Origin of the sequence: Arthrobacter castelli DSM 16402, assembly GCF_000430705.1 — a bacterium.
GTDB classification, from domain to species: Bacteria; Actinomycetota; Actinomycetes; order Actinomycetales; family Micrococcaceae; genus Arthrobacter_C; species Arthrobacter_C castelli.
In genome coordinates this window covers 1-19,883 of record NZ_AUMN01000036.1, presented here as the reverse complement: position 1 = coordinate 19,883, position 19,883 = coordinate 1, and the positions used below count along the sequence as shown (strand labels likewise).

23 protein-coding genes and 1 pseudogene are annotated in these 19,883 nt (G+C 59.9%); 18 read left to right on the top strand and 6 right to left on the bottom strand.

The window, feature by feature from the left end:
• From H535_RS29440 to H535_RS28075, 4 genes are all read left to right on the top strand, one after another.
• Nucleotides 1-302 (top strand): hypothetical protein (locus tag H535_RS29440; protein ID WP_026821098.1); only part of this gene is annotated, 302 nt, incomplete at its 5' end.
• Nucleotides 303-386: 84 nt separating this feature from the next.
• Nucleotides 387-773, top strand: a complete 387-nt coding sequence (locus tag H535_RS0121025; RefSeq protein WP_035770433.1) for a DUF6573 family protein — start codon at nt 387-389, stop codon at nt 771-773.
• 74 nt (nt 774-847) lie between these two features.
• Nucleotides 848-1,129 (top strand): hypothetical protein, encoded by a 282-nt coding sequence (locus H535_RS0121020; protein WP_026821096.1) that lies wholly within the window; start codon nt 848-850, stop codon nt 1,127-1,129.
• Between the two features lie 411 nt (nt 1,130-1,540).
• Nucleotides 1,541-2,896: a hypothetical protein gene (locus H535_RS28075; protein WP_051299635.1), complete on the top strand. Its 1,356-nt coding sequence runs from the start codon at nt 1,541-1,543 to the stop codon at nt 2,894-2,896.
• A gap of 17 nt (nt 2,897-2,913) precedes the next feature.
• Here H535_RS28075 and H535_RS29235 read toward each other — a convergent pair whose 3' ends face one another.
• Nucleotides 2,914-3,219 carry a hypothetical protein gene (locus tag H535_RS29235; RefSeq protein WP_155838818.1) on the bottom strand — a complete coding sequence of 102 codons (306 nt, stop codon included), beginning with the start codon at nt 3,217-3,219 and terminating at the stop codon, nt 2,914-2,916.
• A 169-nt stretch (nt 3,220-3,388) separates the two neighbouring features.
• Between H535_RS29235 and H535_RS0121010 the strand changes: the two genes are divergently transcribed.
• The 3 genes from H535_RS0121010 to H535_RS0121000 are packed head-to-tail and all read left to right on the top strand — an operon-like array spanning nt 3,389 to nt 5,970.
• Nucleotides 3,389-4,978, top strand: a complete 1,590-nt coding sequence (locus H535_RS0121010; protein WP_026821095.1) for a hypothetical protein — start codon at nt 3,389-3,391, stop codon at nt 4,976-4,978.
• Complete coding sequence (locus tag H535_RS0121005; protein WP_026821094.1) at nt 4,975-5,691, top strand: helix-turn-helix domain-containing protein; 717 nt, start codon at nt 4,975-4,977, stop codon at nt 5,689-5,691. The genes H535_RS0121010 and H535_RS0121005 overlap by 4 nt, the downstream gene beginning before the upstream one ends.
• A gap of 57 nt (nt 5,692-5,748) precedes the next feature.
• The gene (locus tag H535_RS0121000) at nt 5,749-5,970 is read left to right on the top strand and encodes a hypothetical protein (RefSeq protein WP_026821093.1); all 222 of its coding nucleotides are present in this window, start codon (nt 5,749-5,751) and stop codon (nt 5,968-5,970) included.
• A gap of 1,232 nt (nt 5,971-7,202) precedes the next feature.
• Here H535_RS0121000 and H535_RS0120995 read toward each other — a convergent pair.
• From H535_RS0120995 to H535_RS27120, 3 genes are read right to left on the bottom strand one after another with little or no spacing between them, the layout of a single operon-like run.
• Nucleotides 7,203-7,400, bottom strand: a complete 198-nt coding sequence (locus H535_RS0120995) for a hypothetical protein (RefSeq protein ID WP_026821092.1) — start codon at nt 7,398-7,400, stop codon at nt 7,203-7,205.
• Between the two features lie 55 nt (nt 7,401-7,455).
• Nucleotides 7,456-7,725: a hypothetical protein gene (locus H535_RS0120990; RefSeq protein ID WP_026821091.1), complete on the bottom strand. Its 270-nt coding sequence runs from the start codon at nt 7,723-7,725 to the stop codon at nt 7,456-7,458.
• Entirely contained in the window at nt 7,722-8,510 is a 789-nt protein-coding gene (locus tag H535_RS27120; protein ID WP_051299633.1) for a ParA family protein, read from the bottom strand. Before H535_RS27120 ends, H535_RS0120990 begins: the two co-directional genes overlap by 4 nt.
• Nucleotides 8,511-8,729: 219 nt before the next feature.
• Between H535_RS27120 and H535_RS0120980 the strand changes: the two genes are divergently transcribed.
• On the top strand, nt 8,730-10,127 hold the full coding sequence (locus tag H535_RS0120980) for a hypothetical protein (protein WP_155838817.1): 1,398 nt from the start codon (nt 8,730-8,732) through the stop codon (nt 10,125-10,127).
• Between the two features lie 25 nt (nt 10,128-10,152).
• Here the strand turns inward: H535_RS0120980 and H535_RS29230 are convergent, their stop codons facing one another.
• Nucleotides 10,153-11,061: a hypothetical protein gene (locus H535_RS29230; RefSeq protein ID WP_155838816.1), complete on the bottom strand. Its 909-nt coding sequence runs from the start codon at nt 11,059-11,061 to the stop codon at nt 10,153-10,155.
• An 827-nt stretch (nt 11,062-11,888) separates the two neighbouring features.
• On the opposite strand from H535_RS29230, the gene H535_RS27110 reads away from it, so the two are divergent.
• From H535_RS27110 to H535_RS0120955, 4 genes are read left to right on the top strand one after another with little or no spacing between them, the layout of a single operon-like run.
• Nucleotides 11,889-12,359, top strand: coding sequence for an ImmA/IrrE family metallo-endopeptidase (locus H535_RS27110; RefSeq protein ID WP_051299631.1), 471 nt, complete (start codon nt 11,889-11,891; stop codon nt 12,357-12,359).
• Nucleotides 12,356-13,348 (top strand): hypothetical protein, encoded by a 993-nt coding sequence (locus tag H535_RS0120960; protein WP_026821088.1) that lies wholly within the window; start codon nt 12,356-12,358, stop codon nt 13,346-13,348. The genes H535_RS27110 and H535_RS0120960 overlap by 4 nt, the downstream gene beginning before the upstream one ends.
• A 14-nt stretch (nt 13,349-13,362) precedes the next feature.
• Nucleotides 13,363-14,520 (top strand): alpha/beta hydrolase family protein, encoded by a 1,158-nt coding sequence (locus tag H535_RS29225; protein ID WP_162144925.1) that lies wholly within the window; start codon nt 13,363-13,365, stop codon nt 14,518-14,520.
• Nucleotides 14,510-14,950, top strand: a complete 441-nt coding sequence (locus tag H535_RS0120955) for a hypothetical protein (RefSeq protein ID WP_155838814.1) — start codon at nt 14,510-14,512, stop codon at nt 14,948-14,950. Before H535_RS29225 ends, H535_RS0120955 begins: the two co-directional genes overlap by 11 nt.
• Nucleotides 14,951-15,149: 199 nt before the next feature.
• Here the strand turns inward: H535_RS0120955 and H535_RS0120950 are convergent, their stop codons facing one another.
• Nucleotides 15,150-15,422: an ArsR/SmtB family transcription factor gene (locus tag H535_RS0120950; protein ID WP_035770425.1), complete on the bottom strand. Its 273-nt coding sequence runs from the start codon at nt 15,420-15,422 to the stop codon at nt 15,150-15,152.
• 167 nt (nt 15,423-15,589) lie between these two features.
• On the opposite strand from H535_RS0120950, the gene H535_RS0120945 reads away from it, so the two are divergent.
• The 6 genes and pseudogenes from H535_RS0120945 to H535_RS27105 form a co-directional block, all read left to right on the top strand.
• Nucleotides 15,590-17,086, top strand: coding sequence for a hypothetical protein (locus tag H535_RS0120945; RefSeq protein ID WP_026821085.1), 1,497 nt, complete (start codon nt 15,590-15,592; stop codon nt 17,084-17,086).
• A gap of 5 nt (nt 17,087-17,091) precedes the next feature.
• On the top strand, nt 17,092-18,159 hold the full coding sequence (locus H535_RS0120940) for a conjugal transfer protein (protein WP_026821084.1): 1,068 nt from the start codon (nt 17,092-17,094) through the stop codon (nt 18,157-18,159).
• A gap of 2 nt (nt 18,160-18,161) precedes the next feature.
• The gene (locus H535_RS0120935) at nt 18,162-18,482 is read left to right on the top strand and encodes a hypothetical protein (RefSeq protein WP_026821083.1); all 321 of its coding nucleotides are present in this window, start codon (nt 18,162-18,164) and stop codon (nt 18,480-18,482) included.
• A gap of 8 nt (nt 18,483-18,490) precedes the next feature.
• Nucleotides 18,491-19,027 (top strand): hypothetical protein, encoded by a 537-nt coding sequence (locus tag H535_RS0120930; RefSeq protein WP_155838812.1) that lies wholly within the window; start codon nt 18,491-18,493, stop codon nt 19,025-19,027.
• Complete coding sequence (locus H535_RS0120925; protein ID WP_026821081.1) at nt 19,024-19,341, top strand: hypothetical protein; 318 nt, start codon at nt 19,024-19,026, stop codon at nt 19,339-19,341. The genes H535_RS0120930 and H535_RS0120925 overlap by 4 nt, the downstream gene beginning before the upstream one ends.
• A pseudogene (locus H535_RS27105) lies at nt 19,338-19,883 on the top strand (hypothetical protein); the annotation flags it as partial. The gene H535_RS0120925 and the pseudogene H535_RS27105, both read left to right, overlap by 4 nt.

Genomic DNA, 19,883 nt, shown 5'->3' with positions numbered 1-19,883 from the left:
CCGCACCCGCACCCGCACCCGCACCCGCACCCGCACCGAAGATGCTCGCGGCTCAACTGCCCGACGTGCACTGGACACTGAACGCCGCCACCGCCGCGATTACCGCCAACGGCCACTACGCCGGAAGCGTCATTGAATCGCTGCCCGGCAAGCTCTCCAACATCAAAGACGCCCGCTACGACGAAGAATTCCAGCCGGGCATGTACCCCACCACCGAAGCCGCGGCTGAAGCCGCAGCCATCCGCGCCGTGATCCACCAGTGGATGGGGCCGGAGACGGGCACGGCCCAAAGACGCCACTAACCCACCCCACTCTGCCCAATCCGTTTCCCTTTACCAGCTGGCCCGGCCGGTAAAGGGAAACGGGGATAGGAAAGCCGAACCATCATGGACTTCATTCACAGCTACACCCGCGAACAGGCCATCACCGACGGCCAGCTCATAGACGTCACCGCAACCGCAGCAGAGGCCGGATTCCGCATCCCCGTCGCCGTCACCGCCGTCGCCTGGGACGAAGCCGTCGCCTGGGACGAAGGACAGAGCGGGATCCAGGACGAAACCGGCCGACTCTGGGACGTACTCACCAGCGGCCACCACGCAGCCCGTGCCAAAGGCCGAAGCCGCGAGGAAGGCACACAATGCGCCTACACCGTTTATCGCATCCCCAATCACCCCACCGCCGAGGAGCCCGAACCGCTCAACCTCACCCTCCATCTCAGCGGCGGTGACCACGCCGAACCCGTCATCACCATCACCCTCGACGGCGAGGACTAACCAACTCCCGCCCGGTCTTGTCCCCTCACCCGCAGGGGGCAAGACCGGGGCAGGAAACACAGAAGGAAACCACCATGGTCGCCTACGTCTACGGAGCAACCAGGGACAAGCAGCAACGCGCCACAGAAGCTGCGCAGAGAGCCGAGCAGCAGCGCCAGCGCACCACCCGCAGGGAACAAGCCATCAAAGCCTCAAAGGAACGCTCACGCGCCGTCCAACGTCAGCGGCTCCGCCGAACAGAAATGGCCAGGGCCGAAGCACTACGGCTCTATCTCGAACACACTAATCCGACGAGCACCGAAGCAGCCGCAGCACGACTCACCCAAGCCGCAGAAGAAGCCAAACAGCAGCAATAGCTTCCAAGCCCCGACTCAGAAAGGAAGGACCATGCACACCCCGAACTGGCCGACCAATCAAACGCTTGAATCACAGGTTGAACGGGTGCGGAACGATGGAAACTGGATCATCGGCGACCCACTGGATGCAGCCACACGCCCCGCCGGCACCAACGACACGCCCTGGGCCTATCCACCTCGCCTCTACGCCAGACACATCATCGACGGGGCACCGCTGCCCGCCTTCCCCGGCTGGGAAACCCCCACTACGGCTTCATGCGCGACCGAGAATGGCAACCGCGGGCAGAGACCACTACGCCCCGGCCGGTGCAGCTCGACATCTTTGACCTCTTGTAAGGAGCGTGCTCACAGGTGACACCGGGGCGGTGCTAAAGGTAAGGCAAACTTCCCCAAGCGGCTACAGTTGGCGACGTGGACACCGATATCATCCCGCTTGATGAGCTGGCCCAGCGCGACATTCTCTCTCACGTGTGTGCATTAGGTGACGCTGCCGAGACCAGCTACTTGGAAGTAAAGAGCACCCTCGATCTGACCAGCACCAAAGACAAGGCGAAGATCGCAAAGTTCCTTCTCGGCGCGGCGAACCGCCTTCCCCGACAAGCAAAGATGTATTTCCGGGGTTACGCGGTCTTGGTTATCGGAGCACAGAAAGGCCACCCCGAAGGCGTTGCCCGGGGCACCGAGGCCCACGAGCTGGCGGAGAAACTTCGTCCCTACCTTGGTCCGCACTTTCCCGCTTTCGAGTTTGGAAGGATCGTCCTCAATGACACCCGCGAGGTATTGTTCGTCATCGCGCCACCACCAGAGGCTGGACAGCCGATCTTCCCCTGCCACAAGAATTTCCAGGACGATTCAAAGAAGGACACCAAGGACAATCTCTTCGATGGCGCGATCTACGTGCGTGGCCCCAGCAACACACTGCAGGCACGATCTAGGCAAGTTATCGACCTGGTGGAACGTGCTCGTAGTAGTGGCAGACCACCGATCACCCTGAACATCGAACTTCTCGGATCGGTCAACCGGGTCGTGGACATCAACGAAAAGATGGAGCGGCTGTACAACCTCGAAGAAGAGAATTGCATCAAGAAGGCAGAAAACTTCACCAAGCCCGCAGGTCCAAACGCCGATCACTGGATGGAGCGCACCGAAGCGATTCTCCCTCGTGGGATTTCCGACCGCATCGAGGCCGATGAGATCAAAAGGCAAGAGAAGCACAAGGACAGCCTGAAGAAGTGGAAACGTGAGAAGCCGGAGAATATAGAGAAGGGACGGGAACACCTACTCGGTGCCGCCTTTGCCGGTGCCGGAATCCGGGTCACCAGCCACAACCGTTCCATCACAAAACCCCGCCTCATCATCACCTTCTATGATTGCGAAGCCTTCACCTACTACACCCCCGAGGACGCCGACTACGGCAAGGTGGTCAAACCCATCATCCGACCACGGCAGCAGCCCCCCTACGTCCCCGGATTCGAGCCCGGCACGCTCATTCCACGTGATTACCCGGTGAGCTGGAACAACAGCGAGAACAACGTCGAAGTCACGCTCACGCCCGAATCCTTCCGGCCCAACACTCCGTGGGAGAGCGGCCAGGACGACTATGTGCTTGTAACACGGGACTCGCAGGCCGAAACCGTGGCCGCGACGTGGGTTTTGACCGAGGAAGGCTACGACGAAACCACCAAAGGCGATCTACAGATCACTCCTGGCAGAATCACCAAAGCCCACGAACTAGTGATTGCCACCTTCTTCACGAAGGATGACTAATATGGCTGTCCTCTGTCTCAATCGAGGATGTCGTAGGGATCATTCCAGGACGACTCATCTCGTCCTATCCGTCGTAGATTCTCTGGAGCCACCCAGACGTTGTGTACGGGGCCGCTCTCTTCCTCCCAATGCACCAGCACCGCTGCATGACACCAACGGATAGCCTTCCCGTCCACCGTTGCCGTACCGCCTGCTTTGAGTGGGATGGACGCCCGAACATATGGTTCCCGCTGATACGGGAACGTGCGGGTGTTCTCCGGCGTGCACCGATCCACCTGCACATATTCCGCGTCGTGATTACCGAGCAGGTCACTGAGCGTCATAAAGACCACTTGACCCGACACCCCACGGCAACCGCAACCCAACAGAATCCCCAATGGAAGACGGAAAGAAGAAGCTGATTCGGGGGATCTCCGCCCATTTCGTTGTGAATGATTGCAGATTGTAATATGCTTGTTATAGGCATTCTTTGAAAGGAAGTTTATGCGTCCGATGACCATCAACGTCCGACCGTCACGCATTGTGTGGCTGGATTATGAGACCGGCAGGGGCATTAACCACGACGGTTACACCGTCGCCCCGGTGCTCAAGACGCGGCGGAAACGACCCCGCCTCGATGACCTGCTGGAGACGGCACTGAGTCAGGGCGCGGATTGGATCATGCTCACCGGGCGCATACCCGCCACCGAACCCGGACGGGCGCATTTCCTCACCGGCCAGACACCGGGATGGGCTCATGGCCAACACTGGCTCAAAGGCCCCATCGGACGGTACGCACATGAACTGACCGGCAAAAAGGTCGAAATCTCGCTGGCCTCGGCCTGGTTCGGCCAGCTCTCGCTCAACCCGCCGAAGGCACGCCAGGCGTTCAACGGTGTGAGGCACTTTTTGAACCGGGCTGAGCCACAGATGACTGAGCTGCGCCGCACCCCGGCCACGACCGGCGCGGCGTTTTGGGCCTATGGGCTCGGTAAGAACTTCGATCCGGCACCGCTGGATGACTACGTCGCACGGACCATCCACGGCACCGCCGGCCAGGGCCGCTACGAAACCCTGGTCGATGGGCCGAACGCCTCCGGCCACAGCGACTGCATCCCCACCATGAGTGCTGCTGAGACGCCGCAGATCGACTCGCTGACCCTCGTTGACGGACGGTTCATGTATGCGGCGCTGTGCAAGGAACTCGGCACCGGCCCGGTCCACGAGCTGAGAAGGGACGCCGCCGCCGACCTGCTGCGTGAGAACCCCTATGCACGTGCCCGCTACCTGGTCCGCTTCACCGTCCCCGACGACTGGAACCACGTTGGCATACTCGGAGTTCAGTCAGAGGAGGACTACAGCTGGTACTACCCCAACCGCGCCCGAGCCACCGCGGAGACCTGGGCCGATGCCAGCGAAGTGCATCTGGCGGTCAAGTACGGCTGGCAGGTCGAACCACTTCAAGCACTGGCTTTCACCGAAAAGACCCGCCCGCTCGACACGTTCGCCCAACGACTCATCCGCGCCCGCGACGCGGCCGCAGCCACCCAGGGCGTCGAGGCCGACGTAATCAAGGCAGTGACCAACGCTCTGCGCTCGGTACTGATCCACGGCATCGGCTACCTGGCCAGTGGTGCCAGGGACACCATGTATCAAGCTGCGTCCATCGATGACGTGCCGGCCGAATACAGGCACACCCTCGAGACCATCGGCGACCAGCTCACCTACCGCGCACCGGCCGAAATGTCCCGCATGCAGCAGTCCTACTACCACCCCGAAATCGCCGCCCAGGTATGGGGCAAAAGCCGGGCCAGAATCCTCGACGCCCCGGCCGCCAACGGATTCAGGGCCGGCGCCCTGAACACCGACCCGCGCACACTGCTCGCCATCGAAGGCGACGCCCTCTACACCACCACCACCCCCCGCTGGTCACTGCCGACCGAATACGACGGCGGCGACGACGGCAAAGTCGGCCGCATCCGCCTCAAAGGCACCCTCCAGGAGAAGATGCCGATACCGCAGACCCGCGATGAGCGCGAAACCGCCAAAACGGCCGCCGACGCGGCCGGCCCAGCCGCCGCCTACACACAGGCCAACGCATGAGCAACCACCAGGAACCCGAATCCGTCGCCGACCTGATCCGCCAGGTCATCGAACGCCGACAACTGTCGCAAAAACAACTCGCCGCCGAACTCGACCGGTCCCCCCGCCTGATCCGCAAAATCCTCAGCGGGACAATGAAAGGCGAAAACACCCGCCCGGCACTGACATCGCTGCGCGATACCGGAACGGTCGAATCCCTACCGCCCCGCCGCCGATCCAAGGCCGGACAGGTTATATCCGTGCGCGGCAAAGCCACCGACGGCGAACCCACACTGCGCGTACCCGAAGACCCCGGAGGGCCAAAGAAGCGCCCCGGCCGATACAGGCACACAACCCACTACGCCGAAAACGGCGACTTCATGTCCCAAGTTGGGATGCACCATAAGAACCCTCAAAGCCGTCAGCGGGCCAACGAATCCCTCAAAGCCGATCTGCTCCACGTAGCACGCGGCCAGGCCCGCAACGACAAACGCGTCAGCTGGCACCTGCAACTCGACGACGGCACCACCGCCACCCTCGGAGGCAAAAACGGCTACTTCATCTCCGACGTCACACGCCGCATCCGTGACGAATTCGGCGGCGACGCGAACGCCTTCATCCGTGACCAACTATCCAAAACGAAATATGAAAAAGCCGGCGTGTCTATAACCAACATCTCCACCACAGCAGCCAACGCACGCGGCCAGGCAGACAGGTCAAAGAAGAGACGCTAACGACGCGGACCCATACAAGCCACTCCCGCCCCACCGAACCCCTTGGAGGCAATAGAAATGGCCAACACGCAAAACCACACCGAAGAAAACCAAGCGCATGAGATCCCGCCCCTGATCCGCCACCCCAAGACATACAGGCTCCCCCTCGACGCCATCGAACTGATCAACCTGGCCGTCATAGACAAACGCCATCAAGCAGAGCGTCTCACCAAAGAAGACGCCGTCGCCCACGCGATTCGACAAACATACGGCCACCTCCACCAAAAACCCGAAAAATAACCAACGGCCCCGGCGGGCAGCATTCGAAACAGCATAGCCATTCGGGCGCATTATTGCCCTGTCGCCGGGGTATCAAACCTCTCCTACTTCACTCACCACCAAGGTCCGTCTATTTTCAAGATTCCTCCCCCAAAGGAACCCCAGGGGCGCTCGCTGCCGAATCATTGTGAGCGGCCGAATGTTCTTTCTTTCCACTTGGCGGCGTAACGTGCTCGTCAGGCCCCTTCGGAAAAACCATCAGTGAATCGGGCGGACGCCCCCGAGGGCCGCAAATAGTCCTGCTCTACCGCGCGCGTTTCTAACGCTGTTCGAAATACGACACTCTGCACAGCAAACCTGACGGCAATACATACATCTTTATTTCATGAAATAAGCACGCACGGATGTCCCTCAATAAGCCCTTACCTCCACCACCGGCGAGGGGGACATGATGGACCCCACTTCTTCCGGCTGCGGTGGAGGGACTCTCATGCCGGCTAGCGCATGCACCGGCCATACCACCCAGCCACCCCCGGCTCATGCACCAAGTATTGCCCCCGCTGACACGAAACGCGGAAATTGACAGGTTAACGCGGAACCTACACTATACTTGAAGGTTCAACTAATAATTTGTCCCGCATTTGGTCTCGTGTGATAGTATCGCACTGCGTTGTCTCGACGGAGTCGCTAGCAGCGGGGCGATAAACCAACACTCGTCCATGCTTATTGTCCATGCCTGTCCATGGCGTTGTCCTCGTCCTGGTGGCTCCTAAAGGCTTTGGCCTCGTCTCACTACAGTTGGACTATCCAGCCGGCGTGGACCATTGGCCAACCTCTGGATTCGTATCGGGTGATCTGTGCTGGCATGACAGACCGTGCCGATGGTTGCCGTGCACCGGCCATCGCATCGAACCACCCGCGGTGCTATCCATCAACTACGTGGCTGGCGGGATACCGTTGCCCAAAACTCATCTTTCCCCGGTCGGGGATGAACTTCTAAACGATGTGGAAGTGATTTCTGGTGTGAGGTTATAACCACGCATCGGAGTTCATCATTCACTCAAAGACCAGTCGGGGTTTCCCAAGGAACGCATCTTCTTCAAATGAATGGTTCTTCAGTGGATAAGCTCATGTAGCCGTCGGTGAAACCTTTGAAAACTTCGGTGGCCGGGTCAATGGGTATCGGCCCCAGCCAGGGCCGGCGGCCATCCGACGCGGCCTTGTATTATTTCTTTCTGTACAGAACTTCGCGGCTATTCTGTGCGGCGGTGACGCAGCCAGGCCACCAGGGCGTCTGTGGCAAATGCTTTGGCTGATTGGCCGGATTGGGCGCGTTCGATGTCCATTTCCCTGCGCAGAGTCGGGGGCAGTTCGTAGGTGGTTTTTTTGCCTCTGCCCGCGTGTTCTTCTTCTCTGATTCTGCGTTCGAGTTCTGCCCAGCTGTGTGCCATCTGCCCGTGCCGCCTTTCGTGGTTGTTGCCTTGTTTTCTGTACAGAAAGAATGATTTATTGAATCGGGTGTTCGAGCTGGCGTTCCGCTGCCAGTTCGAAAAACTCAGTGAGGGTGATGTCGTTGTCGGACACGTAGTCTTCAATGCGCGCCAACAGGTCGATATACATCGACGTGGAGACAGGGGTTTTCCGGCGTCGATTTCTGGGCCGGCCGCGCCGTGGCGTCTCCTGGGCGGGCTGGTCTTGTTGCCGGCCGCTGTCGGTGAGGGCATCGATCCTTGACTTGTCCGGGGCTTTGTTCAGTGAGGTCTTCCGCTCGGTCATGGATGCTTCCTTTCGGCTGTGATGGTGCGGGCCAGTTGATCGAGGCCTGCCTGTACCTCTAACCGGCTCTTGTGGGTTCCGCGGCGGACGGGAACGCCGGTGCTGTGCACGTCGGCGATGGCAGCACGGCGGCGAATCACCGGCTCAATCAGATACGGGCCAAAGAACTCCGTCAGTTGTTCCAGCTGGAAATCGTGCTCTGAGAGCCGGGCGCGTTTGTTGACGATGATGCCGCCGTTGATCAGATCCGGGTTGAGCATGGGTGAGGCCCGGACCGTGTCAATGGTGTTGAAAAACTCCTGCACGGCCGTGATACTGAACGCCTCAGGTTCGGTGACGATGTGTGCCGTATCGGCGTACATCAGACCGTTGAGGGCCAGACGGCCCAGCGAAGGCGGCAGATCGATCACCACGAAGTCATAGCCGGCCACGGCTTTAGAATCCCAGCAGGCGACCTTCAGCCTTGTCTCCGGTGCGGTGATGGCTTCGACGTCCAGCCGTGCCAGGCGGGCGGCCGATGGCACAAGGTCTATTCCCGACCAACTGCTGGCGATGATCGCGTCATCGATCGCGCCGGCCTGGTTGGCATAGAGCACGTCGAGCATATCGAACTGCGGCTCAGGTGCGCTGCTGCTCAGGGTGTGGGTGATGTTGGCCTGCGGGTCCAGGTCGAGGACCAGCAAACGCTGGCCTGACTCTGCGAGTGCTTCTGCAATGGCCAGGGTGATGGTGGTTTTTCCGACGCCGCCTTTTTGGTTTCCGAAGGCGAGGACCTTTGGTGGCATAGGTGGTGAGCCTTTCGTAGCCAGTTTTACAGCATTACAGTTTTACAGTATTACAGATCGTTGGTGTTTTGTCGATGATGCCTGTATTTCTTTCTGTACAGAAAGAAAGGCACTAATGGGGGGAGTTGCTGAGCTGTCCGGTGGGCTGCACAGCGCCTGCATCACGGTCGCTGAGTGGTAGCGTGCTTTGATAAATGCCACATTTTGGGAGAACACTTTATGGGGAAACGATCAGTCTCTACCGTTGCCATAACAGTAATGCTGGGCTTCGGACTTACCGGATGCGGAGGACCACAGCTCAGCTTCCAGGGCCAGGAACTTGAGGACATTGAACGCTCCCTGGAGCAGCTGGACCAGGCGTGGAAGCAGCACGTCACTGACGGGGTTAAAGCCAACGTCTCGGACGAATCCCGCTGCTATCTACAGGTCAATGACCAGGTGGTCTCCGAGACCGCCATATGCGGGCCGATCCATTACCTCGGTGATGATAAGACCACTTGGGACAGTGCGAATTGGGCCTTGGTGCCACATGGTGGCAGTGGCGCCTCGGCCCTGTCCGCCGGTGATGGTTTCGTATCGGAGCAACAGCCCAAGGGCAATACCGAACTGTACCGGCCCGATGGCAAAGAGCCTCCCAAAGATGCGAAGTTGGCTGAGCCGCCGGCTCCGACTGCCGCCGCCGGTGAGCCGATCTGGCTGCCGGCCGGACAAACACCGGCCGGATCTGACGATCCGGTTGCCGAACAAGGGGTGTTGAAGTCCCCGATTGGCACAGTGGCGGTCACCGATACTGTCATCAGCGACCGGATAGGGGACGCCGAAAACCGCAAGCAGGCCCCGGACGGGCACCAATTCCTCACCATCCATTTCTCGACGCTGGAGGGCTTCGACCCGAACTCGGATAAATCCTCACTGGCCGTCGCCGTCGGGGATAAGACCTATGCGATAGGGGCTATCGACGGTCAAACGGTGGCTATCGCACTGCCGGGAAACCTCGACAAAGCGTCTTTGTTGCTCGGCTACGACGGGTTGGAACAGAGCTTGAACCTGGCCGATATGAGTCGAAAGTCCCCTGATGTTGCGGCCGGCCTCTACAGTGACGTGGCATCTGAGCCGAAGGACTCCGATTCCAGAACCGGGGAACTGACCTTTGGTGACGACGAGGCCGATAACACGATGTCTGGTTCGTTGGATTATTCAGTTGATGCGGTCAGGCTTGCCTATGACGAAGAGCGCAAGTGGCCCAAAAACGGCAAAGTGTGGTTGAAGGTCACCCTCGATCAAAGTGCGGCAGGCATGGAGTGGAACGGGGTCAACTACCTGTCCGCTGACTATGACACCGATTCGACGGTTCAGTCTCCAACCGTGACATTCAATGACCACACGATCACCGGCACAATAGGTGATGAAGCTCAGGGCTGGTCCGGCGGACTGGAAATCTGGTTTCAAGTCCCCGCCCAGAGCAGCCAATTCACATTCGCCGCCGACGTGATGGTCAGTGGCCCGGTATCCGAATACGCCAGCGCGGACAACGCCCCGGCCCGTATGGAGCATCTGTTCAAGATCAGGGACGTCAATCTCGAATTCGGACCCAAAACCGAGGACTCCGAACTCTAAGCCTGGCGTCTCGCGGGGGTTCCGCTCAGACCGCGATACTCAGCTCGCGGGCGGCTTTCTGCCGGTGAGTTTTGAGTGCTTCCCTGGCTTTGGCTGCTCCGGTGTTGTTTGTTCTCTGTTGTGTTGCCGATGCTGCGAGTTGTTCGTTGTAGCGTTCTCCAGCGGTGAGGGCGCTGTGCAAGCGTTGAGCGTGTTCTGAGGCCTTACGGGCCTTGTCTGCTCGTCTACGCTCGGTGAGAGCGGCTGTGATGGCTGTGAGCAGGTGCCTTAGCCAGCCTAGGGGGCTGGTGACCGTTGTGGGTGTATCCCAGCTTAGCTCGCGGCGTTGGGCGTCGAGTTCGGTGAGCAGGTTGTGGGTGTTCCATACGGTGGGGTCGATACCGGCGTTGGTGAGAATGTCGCAGATGGAGCCGATATGGCAGGTGTGGTCGCGCAGCCAGGGCAGTCGATCTTTAAGACCGGCGGCTAGTTTCTGTGTGGCGAGGTTCCTGGGAGCTGTCCGGCTTTTGCCTCTTTTGGATTGTTTGGAGTGTGCCGGCTTCACCGGCCGCTTTTTGCGGCTTTGGTGAGTCCTACGGAAGGTAAGAAGATCTAAAAAGCTTAAAAGCGTAGGTAGGTGGTCGGGCGGAATGTCCTGCTCGGCGGTGGCGTATTCGCGGGGTACCAGCAGGTGACGTGTGGAGGCGATGGTGATCTGGTGGCCGCCGTGGCGTGTGCGGGCGTCGATTCGTTCGATTTCGGACAGATGCCGGCCCTCTTCCACGGTGCCGGCCAGGCCAAGACGTTCGAAGACCTGCCGGGCCCGTTTGACTGTGCTGGCACTGGTGACTGTGCCGGCGGCGGTCATGTTCCTGGCGGCCGTCTGGTGTGACGTTTGCACGTTGCGGCCGGTGAGCCTATCAGCTCGTTGGGCGTCCTCTGCGGCAACGCGCATGAGCTTGGAAACGCTAATCCACCCGAGTCGTCTGCGCTGCCGCTTGCCCTCATCGGACGTCGCGGCTACGTAACAGGCGGACAGGTATTGCTCCGGGGTGGTCCAGCAGGGGAGTGCAGGCGAATCGACGACACCATGCCAACGACGATGCCGGATGGGCGTTTCGTCAGCCTGATTGCGGCGCAGCGCCGGAGGGCTACTTCCAGTAACAGCTATTGCGTGTATAGTTGGGCACAACAGATGGACTCCATTTTGAGTGTGTTTGGTGGAGCTCTTCACCCGGAGCTTTGGTCGGCAAGTGGGTGTAGAGCTTGGATAACTTGAGTGAAGGTCCGCTACGGCGGACCTTCTTCATTTAACCGGCTTTTGCGATAGGCAATGCCTCCGGGAGTTGGTCACGGTCCACCCATGTGGGTAGCCCGTCGTCTTCTAGCTCTAGGTGATCAAGGACCATCTCCAGGCCCTGAGATGCGCTGACTCCGAGTCTTTGGGAAATGTCAGCCAGTAGCTGCTTGTGCTCGGGCGGGATGGTATAACCAACCTGTATGTTTCCGATGCTGGTGCCGCGAGCGCGGCGCAGAGTCTGTCCCATGCCTTGAAATCTAGCCTTAAGATTAAGGAAAACTTCGGATTCTCGTAGCGTGTCGCGATTATTCCGCGTGAGAATTTCGGGCGTATTTGGGTGGTGAGTCGTCGTCGATGTGTGGAACATTGGGGAGTCGATGGGCTCGGTAACCATATTTTGTCATGATACATGATCGGGTCATGTGTGGGACTAGACTTGGGGAGAGCCGACATCGAGTCCGTTTGGTCCTAAAGGAGGTGCCGTGGAAGAAGATTTGAGCCGGACAGCCCGAGAAGCGTTCCTGGCCTTGAGTCTTCCGCCCCATATGACACTCCAAGGGTTGATTGATTGGATTAGCTCTCTCCGGGGCCGCCGGATCGTCATTGTTGAAACAGCTTCGCTGGTAGGCAAGTCGACTTGTGGACTTTGGGTGCCGAAAGAGAACTACGACTTGATCTATCACGCCGAAACTTCCGGCCCATTGCACCGCCAGCAGATGATCCTTCACGAGCTGTCTCATATGGTGCTTGGTCATGAAGGAAATCTCCAGGTCTCCGGGCAGGGCGTGGCCATGTTCAAAGAGCTCTCTGGTGAGATAGTGGAGCGTGCGCTCGCTCGCGGAGACTTCCGCACGGAAGCTGAGGTGACCGCGGAATACCTGGCAGATCACTTGGCTTCAGCCCTGCGAGCTGAAGAAGCCGAAATATTCAACTATGAGGCCTTCTTCGAATGACGAACGTCCTCGTTACAGGGTTCATGTGGGCTCTGGTGGCCGTACTTTCGCTTCGTGCGCGAACCCGCCCGGACAACAGCGTCCTGTGGGCGGCAATTGCCATCGCTACCTCGTTCACGACAAACATCGATTCGGTGTATCTCACCCTCACCGACATCGGCCCCTGGCCGAATGGTTTCGACCTTGCCGCCAACATTCTGCTCATGGTGGGTATCTACTACCTGTCGCGCTCTATAGGCAGGGGCGCAACAGGGCTGGGATCGTCGGGTGAGTTCAGCGAACGATGGATAAGGATCGCCGTTATTTGCGCCGTCACCGCAATGGTGATCTTCTTCGTCTTGATCGACGCTCCGTCAGCGTCCACCACTTTCATGCTGACGTACGGCAACCAGCTGCCGGCGGCACTCTATTCCATCGCGCAATACACCTACATTTTCGTGGTGATGACTGGTGTGCTGGTGACATGCATCAGGAACGTCCCCAGGATGCGTCACGGCCGCTTCAAAGTTGGATTCTCCTTTCTGGCGATTGGATGCACATCTGCCCTGGGCCTGTGCACGGCAGTAATTGGCATGGATATTGCCCATCTGGCCGGAAATATAGGTCTCATGCTTGGCCTCGGCGTTCTATATAACGTGCTGTACGCGGTGACCATCGGGCTGTTGTGTATCGGCCTCGGCATCCCTCCAGCAGGTCGCCTATGGCACTCATTAGCACGTGCGCGCAAGGCACAAAAGATCGAACCCCGTATCCGCCGTATTTGGGCAAGAACGGTTGCTGAACAGTCATCGCTAAGTCTGGTGTCCGGCACTGCATCAATGGAGGACTCAGAACCTGAACGGATGGCACGTACGATTGTTCGTGTACATCGCATGGTCGTTGAAATTCATGATTGGGTAACCTTCCATAAGCGCTCGCTGAGTGAGCGTGACCGTCGCACGTTGGCGGCGGCGGAAGAGCTATGTATGCAACCTGGGCGGCGAAGTTGATGAGGCCGGCACTTGTGAGCGCGACCGGAATCCTCGGCGTATTGACGATTGTGGAGATAGCAGCTGTCGTGGTTCGTCGGATTGCCACCGAAACGACACCGGGTGAACGATATGTGCGAATTCTAGGCCACGGACAGGATGATGGTGGAGTCTTCCTGGACTTCGATGCGGAGAGCTTCGCTTCCCACCCCGGACCACTAAGCTTGTCCGCTCCCACTACGTCAAACGCTGCTGGCCAGACGTTGGATCTCGAAGTTGGACAGCCGACAGATTCGACGGTTCGCCGGTATGTGAAAGCGGGCGATGTTGAACCCCTGGTCTCTGCGGGAGAAGGACGATGTAGCGGTCATCTCGGTAAGACACCGGCCTCGTTCGCCTTGGAATACTCATCAGTCACTATTGGAAATTTCCCTGCATGGATCGTTCCCGGCCGGGAAAGTGGACGAAGCGATGTATGGGCCATTCATATACATGGTTTGGGCAGCTCGCGCAGTCAAGTGCTGAGGGGCTTGCCTCTGTTCAATAATTCGGGACTTACTTCTCTAGTCCCCAGCTACGAGACATCATTGGATAATGAAGGCGCTGCCAGGACAAGTAATCTCGGGACTACCGAATGGAAGTCGATCGCGGCCGCGCAGGAATATGCAATGAGTCAGGGCGCGCGGCAGATCATCTATGTTGGCTGGTCCTTGGGTGCCTCGCTGGCCCTCCGTGCAGCGGCAGCTTCTCCGGGCCCGGTGGCGGGCGCCGTTTTGGTATCACCGGCCCTCGACTGGAAAAACGTGATCCTTCATGGCATGACACATAGGGGCCTGCCTGGATGGCTGGCCAAGGCCGTGCTGCGAAGGTTTAACCACATACATCTGGGCAACCGGCCGGCCATCCGCTGGAAAGAGATGCCGGGGCATCCAGAGTCTCAAATGCCAGCTATTCCCCTTCTAATACTGCATGGGATGGCTGATCGGACTGTTCCCATAGAACATTCTCGACAACTGGCAGCACATCATAGGGGGGAAACCGACTTGGTGGAATTCGAATTTGCGTCCCACACCCTGGAATGGAACGCAGACCGAAGCCTTTGGGAGAGGTCTGTAGGCGGCTGGCTAGCCAGTCGTCGGGGGAACGACCACGATAATGCCGCAACTATGGGAGGGAACCGGAGTGCCGAGTGAAAGTGAAGTGCAGCGGAATCTGAGGGAATCTCAGATTCTCAGCCACAAAATCAACCTGCTACTTGATGTCGTCGTGCCTCAGCGCGGAGGTGGTGATCGGTATGAATTCAAGGAAATTCAAGGCGCACTGGCGGAGCAGGGGATCCAACTGTCACGCACCCGCTGGCAACACATCAAACAGGGCACAGCTACTGTGCGCCAACCACAAGAAGTTCTTACCGGGTTGGCCGATTTTTTCGGGGTGGACCAGAGTTACCTCTTGGAGCCGGACGGCGAAACACCGGAGCGTATACAACACGAGCTGGAGCTTCTGGCTGCAATGCGCAGGGCCAAGGTAAAAGACTTCGCTACGAGAACATTGTCCGACGTGGACAACGACACGCTCAGCGCAATCGCTGAGCTGCTTGAAGACTCAGAAAGGTATGACTGAGAGACCGAAACATGCCCGGAGCATGTTTGAGCTATCTTGTCCCCGGCGGTAGCCTCGACGTGTGACTGCCTGCCCCGCCTACTCCGACGTCCACAGCATTGCGTCTGTATTAAGCGACGGGGAGGGGGTCTGGTGCCATGGGGCCGTTTGCCAGGGGGAGGGCGAAAAGGCAAACCCCATAGCTGGGATGGCGCTGGTCTTATTTGCCTTTGAGATAGTGCAGAAGCTGGGACGCCGCGGCGTCAAAGCCGTGGGCGTCGATTCTATAAACAACGCGAACGCCCTGGCGTTGAGCATCAGCGTCGGATTCGACCGCCCCGAGGTCTTCAAGCGTGACGAGATGCTTGGCAACCGTGCGGTAGTTGGCATCGAGAGACCTGCCGATTTCGCCGGACGTGCCGCCTTCCCGGTGTTGCCACAGGTAACGGAGTATGTCGGCCCGCAGTGGGGTCATGCCAAAAAGCTCGATCACTTGTGCCGCCCTGTGAGGGGGCGGAGGAGTCGAATAAACATATTTCGGCATCCCCTGATTCTGCCAAAAAGTGGGCTGACCCATTTTGACTGTGCATATAAATGATACAGTGAGGGTTATTGTACCCGCCTCAGCGTTTCAAGTTGTACCTAACAGAAAGGGTGTACATGCACACCAGCAGGCAGGATGTGGGAACCTCGGATCGGGCCATTGAGGCGCTTGATCGTGTGCTCCGCTATGTTGAGGCGGGGCCGGTCGAGGACGTGTCCGCACCTTTGGCGGGTGGCTTCACGAATGAGCTGATTCGTCTCGGGTTCCGTCAACATCGCATTTTGTCGGAACCCTTCGTTGTGGATGACCCCAATCAGTCTGATGACGGGCGTGCCGGAATCTACGTGATCCACGTAGACGATGCGTTTGAGCTTGAGGATCATCGCGAACTGGTGGCTGAGCACGCTGTCGGCCTCGTGCCGATGGGCACCACGAGGGACGGCACCACGCAGATCATGCAGAACCTCATCGACGGCAAATTGATGGGGGTCAACGGCAACCGTCTGTTCACTCAAGGGCTGATTGCAGGTACGGCGATTGAAGCGGCGACGACCCCTTGGAACACGCCGGCACATTTACACCTGGTGGGTTTTGGTGAGTTGGGTCGGGCCATAAGAGCCGCGTCGGTGAATTGGCATGCGCCCGAGCTGATCCACCTGTATGAGACACCGGCAGAACTGGAAGCGGCCGAAATCCGCACTCAAACCGCGCTGGTGTTCTTACAGAACATCACCGCTGATGAAGCGTTCAGTACCTACATGGAAGTGACCGGCCCCCGCGTCGGGGTGCTGGCCGGGGCACATGTGCGCAACGCCCTGACGTTTTTCCACGAAACCAACTTTGAGGGCACCATCGAACCGCTGAACCTGGAACTGACGCCGGTGATGGTCCATGAGCAGACCGAGGAATACGCCTCCTGGATAGCCATGGGCAGAAGCACCAACGACACAACGAACGAAACCGAAGCTGAGCCGGCAGAAACACAAGAGGCATCAGAGCCGCAAGAATCCGGCGAAACCCCGGACGACCAAACGGGCAGGCCACCCGCACCTGAACAGCCGGCAGCGGCCGATGAACCACCCGAAGCCGAATCACCCAACACAGACCCGGTAGGGGACGAGACGGCAGACGATGGCACCTTATCCACCTTCGGGCCGGTCTCAGTCAACGGTGTGACCGGCCAGCCGGCAGAGGCAGCCGCAGCCGTAGTATTCGCCGGCGGACAACTCGGCGTCGAACACATTTCCCAAGCATTATGGCCGGCAGACCCGGCCAGTGGAGAAACCGCCCGCAAACGCCGCACCCGCACGCTGAAAAAACTCAAAGACGCCGGCATACCGATCGAACAGGTCGATGACGCCTGGGTGGCGAACCAACTACCCACCACGGTCGAGACAGCAACAACATCAACCAACCCGGCCGAACTCAAACGGATCATCACCGGCCCCCCGCTGGCCGGCTGCGGCCAATGGGCCGACAAACACCGCGAGCGCATCAGTAGCCGGGTGCTGGAGCATCTGGAATCCGTTTCGGATCAGGCGCTGGATACTGACGATCATCAGACGGTCGCGGCGGTCGCTGCGATCAAATCGACGATACGGGGCACGAAATGAGGTTTATGAAACGCCGCAACCGCAACCGGGACGACGGCGCGAGTGAGACGGCAGGGCAAACGGTGGCCGGTTCGGTCGCTGAGGGCCGTGATTCGGCGGCTGCGGGTGTTGGTATGTGGTCGCGCCGTGTGATCGGTGGATTGCTGGCGGTGTTCCTATTGGCCGGTGCCGGTGCCGGTCTGGTGGCTGTGACCGGGCCGGCGGCTGCACAGAAAACTGATGTGGGGGCGCTGCAGGATGCCCAGGTGCGTCAGGAGCAGGCCGGCGGGTATGCGGCCGATTTCGTCGGCGCCTGGTTGAGCGCCACTGAACAGAACCCTGACAGGCTGTTGGGCTATCTCGACGAGTCAGGGGTCGATATTTCCATCGAGAACACTGTGCCGGTGCTGTATAAGGATCTGGCGGTTGTGTCCACGGAGCAAATTAGCGGCAGCCGGGTGCTGGTGACCGTTTCGGCGGCGGTGGCCGCAGAACAGCCCGCCCCCCAACAGGCGAGCACCGGGCAGGACGAAGGCAAAGAAGACGATGAGCCGAAGCCCGAATCCGCTGCGAGCGCAGCACCGGCGGCGGAGCAGTCGAGGGCGTGGACACGGCAGCACTACCAGGTGACGGTGGTCCGGGACGGTTCCGGCATGGCCGTGGCGGGACTGCCGACCCCGGTGGCCGCGCCGGAGGCAGCCACCGCCGGCGCGGGTGTGTATGCGCACGAGGTGGTCACTGATGCGATCCGCACTGAGGTGCAGGAAATGTTGGCCGCCTATGCGGCCGGTCAGGGGGACTTGGCCCGGTACACGGTGCCGGGTGTGAACCTGGCACCGATTTCGCCGACGCCTTTTGAATCGGTGTCGTTGGTGTCGTTGCAGGCGATAGCTCCGGTGGATGGGGAGGCGGCCGCCGGTACGCGGTTGAATCTGGCAGCAACTGTTGAGTTGTCCGGGTCGGGGCTGGCTCAGCCGGCGACGTACTACCTGACTCTGGCCTATGAGTCGGGAACGTGGCAGATGGCAGACCTGTCAGCGACACCGGTGATGGAGACCAACACAAGCAGTAACGACCCAGGAAAGAGGAAGTAGTCATGGGAATCTTCGAGTTTTTAGAGAACCTGATTTCCGATGTGCAGTCGCTGCTGGGCGGCGTGTTCGTCGTTGCCGGCCTGCTCATCGGGATCTTGGTGGCAGTCAAGGGCAGAGGCTCGGTGGCTTCGGTGGTGATGGGCATCATCACCGGCGGACTGATTGCCGCGCTGGGCGTGATCATCGTGTCCACGTCTTCGCTGTTCGAGCAGGAAATCAACAAGCGCGCCGCCGGGGACGAGACGGTACAGGTGAGGGTCGCCGCCGCTGCGGCGGTGGACCCGTTGGCCTCTTCGGTCTCGCCTGCCGGGCCGGTCGAATAGGAAGGCGCGTGTCTATGGCGACGACCGGCCGGTTCTACAGCGCCACGCGGCGCATCCAGCAGCTGATCGGGAAGATGCCTGACGGCACTGCCATATGGGGAGGCCCGTACACCATCACCCAGGTGGTCACGACTGTGGTGGTTGCCCTGGCCCTGTTTTTCGGGCTGTCGGTGTTAGGGATCGGAACCGCCGCGCGTGTGGTGTATGCGGTGCTGATCGGCGCGACCATCGGTTGGGCGCTGGGCAAGATACCGACACCGCGCCGGCCTGTGGTGAGCACTGTCGATGCGCTGGCCTCGATGCTGCTGCACACCACAGCCGGACGGGTGGCCGGCCGCGAGATGCACACTCACCCGGTGGTCAGGGCCGGGATGAAAAGAGCCCGCCAAACCCGCCAGGAAGATCAGGCAGCGGCCAAACGCACCCGCAAGCAGGCGCAGGCCACCGGTGGGGACAAGACAACAAGCACCGGTGCGGCGGTCTCGGGCGGCACGGCCCGGGTGCTGACCGCAGCCGGCGACAGTCAGGAAGGGTCGCAACGATGAAAAACCCGGTCACCAAACACACCGGCCCGTATCAAGGGCTGGCAGGCGAACTCGGCTGTGGCAAAGCCGTGCTGATGAAAACCATCGCCGTCCACTCCTACAACCGCGGCGGGCGGCCGGTGATCGTGGACCCGTCCGATAACGCCGACTGGGCCACCGTGGCCGGCGAACTGACCGAGGCCACCGTGATCGACTTACGCAACCCGGCCGTCAACGCCGACCCGCTGCGCGGATTCGGCACCACCCAAAAAGGCACCCGCGTGGCGGTTTCGGGCGGTACGGCCGGTAGGAATCAGGAAGGATCAGAGCGATGAAAAACCCGGTCGCCGCGATGCGGCAGCACATTTTCGTCACCGACACCGGTGCCCCGTTCGCGCTGTTCATGCTCAATGGGATGCCCTACGGGCTGACCAGCGACGAACTCAAAGATGATGCCCACGCCAAACACACCGCGTTGTATCAGGGGCTGACCGGTGAACACCTGCTGTTGGGGTTGACCGGCACCACTTCACCGAATGAGGTTGCCGACCGGATGATGGACGGCATCGAGAATCCCTCCGCGGAGTGGACCACGGAAACGGCGCTGACCGTCTCGGAGTTGGAGATGTTTCCGGCCGGCCGGCGCCACTACTTCTTGATCGTTCCCCTGGCCCATGGCGGGGCATCGTCGGTGATGGATGCGCTTAACCCTGCCCGCGCCTGGCAGCGGTTCAGCCACCGGTCATCTTTGGCCGCCGCTGACTTCTTCGGTTTCCGCCGCCCGCTGCCGGCTGAGGACGAATACCAGCGGTGGGCCGGCCGGGCCGCAAACGTGGCAAAAACGATCCCGGCCGCCTTTGACCCCCGCCCGGCCGGC